Annotated in this window: 5 protein-coding genes; all 5 read left to right on the top strand. The window is 37.3% G+C overall.

Annotated elements, in window-relative coordinates; translation table 11 throughout:
- On the top strand, positions 1–876 hold an 876-nt coding region (gene metX, locus ABY905_RS10540; RefSeq protein WP_372643436.1), incomplete at its 5' end, for a homoserine O-acetyltransferase.
- Between the two features lie 9 nt (positions 877–885).
- On the top strand, positions 886–2,076 hold the full coding sequence (locus ABY905_RS10535) for a homoserine dehydrogenase (RefSeq protein ID WP_372643433.1): 1,191 nt from the start codon (positions 886–888) through the stop codon (positions 2,074–2,076).
- A gap of 48 nt (positions 2,077–2,124) precedes the next feature.
- The gene (locus ABY905_RS10530; protein ID WP_372643430.1) at positions 2,125–3,432 is read left to right on the top strand and encodes an aspartate kinase; all 1,308 of its coding nucleotides are present in this window, start codon (positions 2,125–2,127) and stop codon (positions 3,430–3,432) included.
- A gap of 1 nt (position 3,433) precedes the next feature.
- A complete protein-coding gene (gene metH, locus ABY905_RS10525) occupies positions 3,434–7,087 on the top strand; it encodes a methionine synthase (protein WP_372643428.1) in 3,654 nt (1,217 codons plus the stop codon).
- A 79-nt stretch (positions 7,088–7,166) separates the two neighbouring features.
- A complete protein-coding gene (locus tag ABY905_RS10520) occupies positions 7,167–8,126 on the top strand; it encodes a methylenetetrahydrofolate reductase (RefSeq protein WP_372643425.1) in 960 nt (319 codons plus the stop codon).
- Positions 8,127–8,825 lie beyond the last annotated feature (699 nt).

The following is an 8,825-nucleotide window of genomic DNA, read 5'->3' as shown; positions in this document are numbered from 1 at the left end:
CTGACTGCTAATTCAGATGTGTTCGATTGGTGGGCAGGCTTGTTTGGCGAAAAAGATTTCTTCAATCCCAAGGAGCACTTTATTGTTTGTGCTAATATTTTGGGTTCATGTTATGGTAGCACTGGTCCTTTAAGTATTAATGCAAAAACAGATAAGGCATATTGTCACGATTTCCCTCAGTTAGCGGTTCGCGATTTGGCTGCGGCTCATGAGTTATTGAGAATTGAATTGGGTATCGAAAAAATCCATACACTGATTGGTAGTTCACTTGGTGGAATGCAAGCGCTTGAGTGGGCTTACAAATTGGATGGACATCTTGGACATTTAGTCTTCTTGGCAAGTAATGCACAGCACTCGCCTTGGGGAATTGCCTTTAACGAATCTCAGAGAATGGCAATTGCAGTTGATCCAACATGGAAAGAATCAACACATGAAGCTGGTTTGGAAGGTATGAAGACGGCACGATCGATTGCCCTATTGAGTTATCGAAATTATCAGACCTATCAGGATACTCAAAGTGAAACTGATCATGATAAGCAGGATGATTTTAAAGCGAGTTCGTATCAAAATTATCAAGGCTTAAAATTAGCGAATCGTTTCAATGCTTATTCTTATTGGCAATTATCAAAAATAATGGATGGGCATAATATAGGTAGAGGGCGAATCTCACCAGAAAAAGCACTCAGCCAGATTAAAGTGAAGACATTGGTTATTGGCGTGGCGTCGGATTTACTATTCCCAATAGCAGAACAAAAATTTATAGCTCAACATATACCGGGAGCGGAGTACGCTGAAATTGATTCATTATACGGGCATGACGGTTTCTTATTGGAGCAAAAACAATTAACAAAGGTTATTCAATCATTTTATAAATAAGGTACTGTAATGAGTAAGAAATTAAAAATTGGTGTATTTGGTTTTGGAGTTGTGGGTTCTGGTTTGGCTCATGTATTAAAAAACTCTAAGGGGCTCGATGCCTCAATAGTTAAGGTTTGTGTGAAAGATCCTTCGAAGGAGCGTGAGTTGTCTCCTGAGATTTTGACTTTGAATCCAGACGATATCTTAAATGATCCTGAGATTAATGTTGTTGCTGAATTGATTGATGATGCTGATGAAGCTTATCGCATCGTGAAAACGGCTCTTCAGAATGGCAAACATGTTGTTTCGGCTAACAAAAAGATGTTGGCCTATCATATCGAAGAGCTGATTCAATTGCAATGGGAGAATAAGGTTTCATTCCTTTACGAAGCATCGGCTTGTGGTAGTATTCCTATCATCCGTAATCTTGAAGAATATTACGACAATGATTTATTGCAATCGGTAAGTGGTATTCTGAATGGATCTTCGAACTATATTTTGACTAAGATTTTTAATGAAAACCTTGATTATCAAGTTGCCTTAAAGCAAGCTCAGGATTTGGGCTTTGCCGAGAGTGATCCAACTTCTGATGTTGAAGGTTTCGATACACTTTATAAGTTGATTATCCTTACCGTTCATGGTTTTGGATTATTTGTTCACCCTGATCAAGTCTTCAATATTGGAATTTCAAGACTATCTGCACATGACATTCAGTTGGCTTCTCAGAAAGGTTATAAGATTCGTTTGCTGGGTAAGGTAACTAAGGTTAATGGTAATCATGTGAATTTATTGGTTGCTCCAAAATTTGTGAAACCATCAGAGCATGCATACACGGTTGAAGATCATTATAACGGCGTTTTGATTCAAGGGAATTTCTATGACAACCAGTTCATGTATGGAAAGGGAGCGGGTTCTCATCCAACAGGGTCGGCAGTACTTTCTGATGTTACGGCTTTGGCCTATAATTACAAGTACGAGTACAAGAAGTTGAAGTATTACGGCGGTTTGGAATATACCAACGATATGCCAGTTCAAATCTACTTGAGATACTCAAAGAAAGAAGATTTGGCCTTGTTTAAATTTACTGAAGTAACAGAGGCTTTAACGGGGAAAGATTTTAATTACGTGATTGGTAATATTAATCTATCAGATTTGATAAAGATTAAAAATCAATTAGTTGATAAGGATATTTTCCTGGCTTATTTGGGTGACGAATAGTCGAGAAAAAATCAGCAATAAGATTGTTCACGCATAAAATGATTTCATATGATCATATATAAGTTTGGTGGGGTATCGGTAAAAGATGCAGGGGCCATAAAAAATATCAGTAAAATTATAGGAGAGGTTAATGAACCGCTCACTGTTGTGGTTTCTGCAATTGATAATAGTACCAATTTGTTGGAAGAAATTATCGATGCACATTATTCAGAGAAGGCAAATGTGAAGGCCTTATTGGAGGAAGTAAAACAAAAACATCTGACTTTGATTCTTGATCTTTTTGATGAATTCCCCAAAGATCTACTTGCTAAGATTAAGTCTCTGTTTTCTGAAATGGAAGCTCGACTTGCTAAGCCTTTTAGCACATCATTCAATTTTGAATACGATCAGTTGATTGCTTATGGTGAACTTTTGTCAACGACTATTGTATCTGCCTATTTGAATCATATTGGGCAAATAAATGAGTGGATTGATATCAGAACTTGCCTGGATGCTGATGACAAATACCGGGATGCAAACATTCTTTGGGATAGTTCTGATGAGAAGGTGAAGGCGAAATTTAATGCTAAAAATTACTCCTTGTACATCACCCAAGGTTTTATTGCTTCTGATTTTAAAGGGAATACCTGTTCGCTTGGTCGTGAAGGTTCTGATTATACAGCTGCTATTTTGGCTTATCTTCTGAATGCGGATAAAATGATCATTTGGAAAGATGTATTGGGGGTGCTGAATGCTGATCCTGATTATTTTAATAATACAACGAAGCTCGATTTAATTCCTTACCATGAAGCGATAGAATTATCCTATTATGGAGCAAGTGTGATTCATCCTAAAACAATTAAGCCTCTTCAGGCCAAAGGAATTCCTTTGTGGGTAAAATCTTTTATTAAGCCTAAAAAAGAGGGTACTTTAATCACAAAGGGTGATTTACCTCAACCATTATTGCCTAACTTTATAGTAAAGAAGAAGCAGGTTTTGATCAGTATTAAACCTCAGAATTTTTCTTTCATTGGGGAGAACGATTTATTTTTCGTATTTTCTTTAATCAATAAGTATGGTGTAAAACTGAACTTTACGCAGAATACAGCGGTTAGTTTTGTGTTTTGTGTGAATCATTCCAATCGTTTTATCGATGGATTAATTGAGGATTTAGGTGAAAAATACGATGTAGAGCGTGAAGATGGTTTGGAGTTGATAACAGTTCGACATTATACACCACTTACTATTGCTGAAATTACTGAAAATCATCAGATATTAATTGAGCAAAAAAATAAGAACACTGCTATATTTTTAAGTCAAGGGACTCAGGAAATTCCCGTTGAGGACTGTTGTTGTTTACAAGATAAAAGACAATAAGATGACATCGATAAAAGACACATTAAAGGAACAGATCTTGGTTTTGGATGGGGCAATGGGGACTATGATTCAAGCTTTTGAATTATCAGAATCAGATTTTCGTGGAGAGCGATTTGCCAATTCAACTTTCGATCAGAAAGGGCATAACGATTTATTGACACTGACAAAACCAGAAATTATAAAATCGATTCATAGAGACTTTCTTAAAGCGGGTGCGCATATTATTGAGACCAATACATTTAATTCCAATGCCATTTCTCTTATCGATTATGGTCTGGAGGGTTTGGCTTATGAATTAAATTTGGAAGCAGCAAAAAATGCTCGTCAAGTTATCAATGAAATTCTAAAGGAAGATCCTTCGACGCCTCGTTGGGTAGCTGGTGCAATTGGTCCTACAAATAAAACAGCATCCATGTCACCTAAGGTTGAAGATCCGGGTTATCGCGATGTGAATTTTGATGATTTGGTTCAGGTTTATACTGAGCAAATTAACGGATTGATTAATGGTGGAGTTGATGTTTTGTTAATAGAAACCATATTCGATACACTGAATGCTAAGGCTGCTGTTTTTGCTGCTGATGAGATACTCAATGAAAGAGGGTTTGATATGCCAATTATGCTTTCGGGTACAATTACCGATAACAGTGGAAGAACACTTTCCGGTCAAACACTGGAGGCCTTTGTTACATCAGTGAAATCGGATCGACTTTTAAGTTTAGGTCTTAATTGTGCTTTTGGAGCAAAGGATCTGGTTCCTTATATCGAACAATTGGATAAGTTGATTTCAGTATATGTGAGTGTGTATCCGAATGCAGGTTTACCAAATGAATTAGGCGAGTACGACGAAACAGCAGAAACAATGACTTCTGACCTTCATATTCTATTGAAGGGTGAGAAGATTAATATTGTGGGTGGATGTTGTGGTACTCGACCAGAACATATTAAAGCATTAGCTCAGGCTGTGAAAGGTGAGAAGCCTCGCCAGCTTCCTATTATAGAACCCGAAACACGTTTGAGTGGACTTGAGCTTTTAAGAATCAATTCTCTATCCAATTTTGTGAATATTGGAGAAAGAACCAATGTTGCTGGTTCTCGAAAGTTTGCTCGTTTGATTGGCGAAAAGAAGTACGAAGAAGCTTTATCTATCGCACGGAATCAGGTTGAGAATGGGGCGCAGATTATCGACATAAATATGGATGATGCCATGTTGGATGCCGAGATCGAAATGGTTACTTTCTTGAAGCTTTTGGTTTCTGAACCTGATATCTCTCGTGTCCCTATCATGATTGACTCTTCAAAATGGTCGGTATTAGAGGCAGGTTTAAAATGTGTGCAAGGTAAGTGCGTGGTCAACTCCATTTCGATGAAAGAGGGTGAGACTGAATTTATCGCTCATGCGCGGAAGATAAAAAGATATGGCGCTGCGGTTGTGGTTATGGCTTTCGACGAAAAAGGCCAGGCTGATACTTATGAAAGGCGTATCGAAATTTGCGGAAGAGCTTATAAAATATTAACAGAAGTTGTCAATTTCCCTCCTGAGGATATCATTTTTGATCCGAATGTTTTGGCAATTGCAACGGGAATTGAGGAGCATAATAATTATGCTGTCGATTTTATAAAAACGGTCACATGGATTAAGGCCAACTTGCCATATGCGAAAATAAGTGGTGGTATTAGTAACCTGTCATTCTCTTTTCGTGGGAATAATATGGTGCGTGAGGCTATGCATTCTGTCTTTCTTTATTATGCCATAAAGGAGGGGCTCGATATGGGTATCGTTAATCCTGGCATGTTGCAGATTTACGATGAGATTGAGCCAGAACTTTTGAAGAGAGTTGAAGATGTTGTTCTCAATCGTCATCCCGAAGCAACTGAGCAGTTGATCGAGTTTGCTGAAAACGTAAAGTCGGAAGGTAAAACTCAGGTGAAAACTGATGCTTGGAGGGAGAAATCTTGCAAGGAGCGTTTGTCTTATTCTCTAGTAAAAGGGATTACTGATTACATCGATGCCGATGCTGAAGAAGCTCGTCAGAATTATCCGAGGGCTCTTGAAGTGATTGAAGGTCCTTTGATGGACGGGATGAATATTGTAGGTGATCTTTTTGGAGAAGGTAAGATGTTTTTGCCGCAGGTGGTTAAATCTGCCCGAGTGATGAAAAAAGCTGTAGCTTACCTTCAACCTTTTATCGAGGAGGAGAAAAAAGGATTAGCAGCAAGTAATGCGGGTAAAATTCTGATGGCTACAGTTAAAGGTGATGTTCATGATATTGGGAAAAATATTGTAGGCGTAGTGTTGGGTTGCAACAATTTCGAGATAATCGACCTTGGCGTTATGGTAACTTGTTCTAAAATATTAGAAGTCGCTGTAGCTGAAAATGTCGATGCCATTGGTTTAAGTGGATTGATTACACCATCGCTTGAAGAGATGGCTTTTGTAGCCAAAGAGATGGAGCGCTTGGGCTTGAATATCCCATTGGTTGTGGGAGGTGCAACTACATCGGAGTTGCATACGGCTGTTAAAATTGAACCCAACTATTCGGGAGGTGTTGTTTACGTAAGCGATGCTTCAAAATCGGTTGGCGTATTCAAAAATTTATGCAATAAAGATAAACGAGAATCTTATCTGAAAGAAATTCACAATAAGTACGACGATATTCGTGAGGCTTATGCCAAAGAAAAGTCAGCAGAATACTTTACGATAGAACAAGCTCGTGCTAATAAGGAACAAATTGATTGGGAAACGTCGCCAATATATAAGGCTAATAAATTGGGTCTTCAGGTTGAGCGTAATTTCCCTGTGAGTGAGATTCGTAAGTATATCGATTGGACTTTCTTTTTTGTGGCATGGGAGCTGAAGTGTATGTACCCTGAAATTATGGAAGATGCACAATATAAGGATGAGGCTAAAAAACTATTCGACGATGCCAATTTGATGTTGGATGAAATTGAAGAGAAGAATCTGATAGAAGCAGCAGCCGTTTTTGGTCTGTTTCCAGCTAATTCTTTAGGCGATGATATCATTATCTATTCTGATGAAAAAAGAAGTTCTGAGTTAACTCGATTTACCAATCTGCGACAGCAAGAAAAGTTTCCCAAAGGATTAAGTAACCTGTGTTTATCAGACTTTGTTGCTCCGGTTGAATCGAATCGGATTGATTATGTTGGTGCATTTGTTGCGACTGCAGGATTAGGAATCGAAGACAGTTTAGCAAAGTATGCTGAAGAATTGGATGATTATAAGAGTATCATGATTAAGGTACTTGCCGACAGATTAGCTGAGGCTTATACGGAACTGCTTCACGATAGAGTTAGAAGACAAGATTGGGGCTATGCTCCCGATGAGGATCTAACAATTGAACAGAAGCTTCGCGAAAAGTATCAGGGTATTCGTCCTGCTTTTGGTTACCCATCTTTACCTGAGCATTCTGAAAAACAAGTTCTCTGGGATTTCTTAAATGTAGAGGAAAACATTGGTGCTACCCTTACTGAGAATTTTGCCATGTATCCTACAGCAACGGTTAGTGGTCTTTATTTAGCACATCCTGATGCACTTTATTTCAGTATAGGTAAAATTCAAGACGATCAGATTAAGGATTACGCTAAAAGAAGAGGAATGCCAGAAGAGCAAGCACAACAATATTTAAAATCATTATAAGATTTTGCACTTTAACTATTAACCCATCAAGATGGTATACCACATATAATATTACCATCTTGATATTTTGACCTATGAAATGAAAGTAATTGACCATATCAATCAAGCCATAGAAAATAAAACCACACATTTTTCTTTTGAGCTTCTGCCTCCTCGCAAAGGGAATAGTATATATAAAGTATTTGATACCATTGATAAGCTTAAGGAATTCGATCCTAAGTATATCAATATTACCTCACACTGCGATGAGGTGATTTTTGCTGAATCAGCAAATGGTACTTTCCAAAAGAAACTAACCAACAAAAGGCCTGGAACAGTTGCTGTGGCTGCTGCGATTAAGAATAAATATAAAGTTACCGTTGTACCGCATGTTATATGCCAGGGCTTTACACCTGAAGAAACAGAGAATGCTTTAATTGACTTAAACTTTCTGGATATTCAAGATCTGCTTCTTTTAAAAGGTGATTCATCAAAGCGTCATGAGTTTGCGGCTAAGGAATCGGGACACAAATATGCCATCGATCTTATTGAACAGGTTAATCAGGTTAACCGAGGCGATTATTTGGATGGAACACATACCGAAGCTTTCGAGACCCCCTTTTCATATGGTGTGGCTGGTTACCCTGAGAAGCATGAAGAAGCTCCTAATATGGATTCAGATATTTATTTCCTAAAGAAAAAGGTAGATGCTGGTGCAGAGTATATTGTAACGCAAATGTTCTTTGATAATCAAAAGTTTTTTGAGTTTGAAAAGAAGATTCGAGCTGCAGGAATCAACGTGCCATTAATACCAGGGATTAAACCGATCTCTGCTCTTAGCCAATTGAATTTATTACCTCAGGTTTTCAAAGTTGATATTCCTGAAGTGTTAGCTGCCGAGGTTAGAAAATGCAAAACCAATGAGCATGTTAAAGCGCTTGGAACAGAATGGAGTATTCATCAGAGTAAGGAGCTTATAAAACATGGAGTGCCTTCTTTGCACTTTTATTCTTTTATGGCGAGCAACTGTGTAAGAGATATTGCTAAAGTAATTTTCTAGTTTATCATTATAAAAAAGCTCAATAGTCAAGCCGGGAATTCTGTTTCAATTGTAGAAATAGAATTCTCGGCTTTTTAGTTGAATACAATTATTGATATTAATGGCTCTTATTTTTAAGGATTCTTTTTTACGGTTAATTTATTCTCTTATATATTTTCTATATGACAAGTTTTTACATGTCATATTATATATTGTAAATATAAAATTGGGCTCTATTGTCCTGATGTTTGGTGGTGTATTCCTTTTGTGTAGATTCGGATTGTGTACGTTCAAACTTATTTGGAATCCTTTGTTATTGTGGCGTTTCCAAGCTTTTATTAAAGTTATAATTAGACTTATTAAAATAGATTTCTTATGTTTGCATTATACTTCCACAGCTACTTATGATAATAAGGGTTCTGGAAGTATTTATGTGAATAGATCTATCTTGATTGTTTTTTAAGAGAGGTCAAATGTTGGTTATTCTTGTTGAAAAGTCAGTTCTTGGAGATTATACCGTATTAATCTGATTTTTAAATTTGCTTTTCGGAGATGAAAACAAGTTTGTCGTAAGTCTGTTTATTTTAAAGAGAAGAATAGATTTGATAAACATAGCTCACAATATCGTTTCTGGAGGATAAAAGAGTTCGATCGGATAGTCGTAGTTGAGTATCAGAGTTGGTTTAGTTATCATCGGAGTCTGTAAAGTGCTAATCGGAT

It is taken from the genome of Ancylomarina sp. (genome assembly GCF_041555295.1).
Taxonomy (GTDB): Bacteria; Bacteroidota; Bacteroidia; order Bacteroidales; family Marinifilaceae; genus Ancylomarina.
This window is presented reverse-complemented; position numbering and strand designations above follow the sequence as displayed.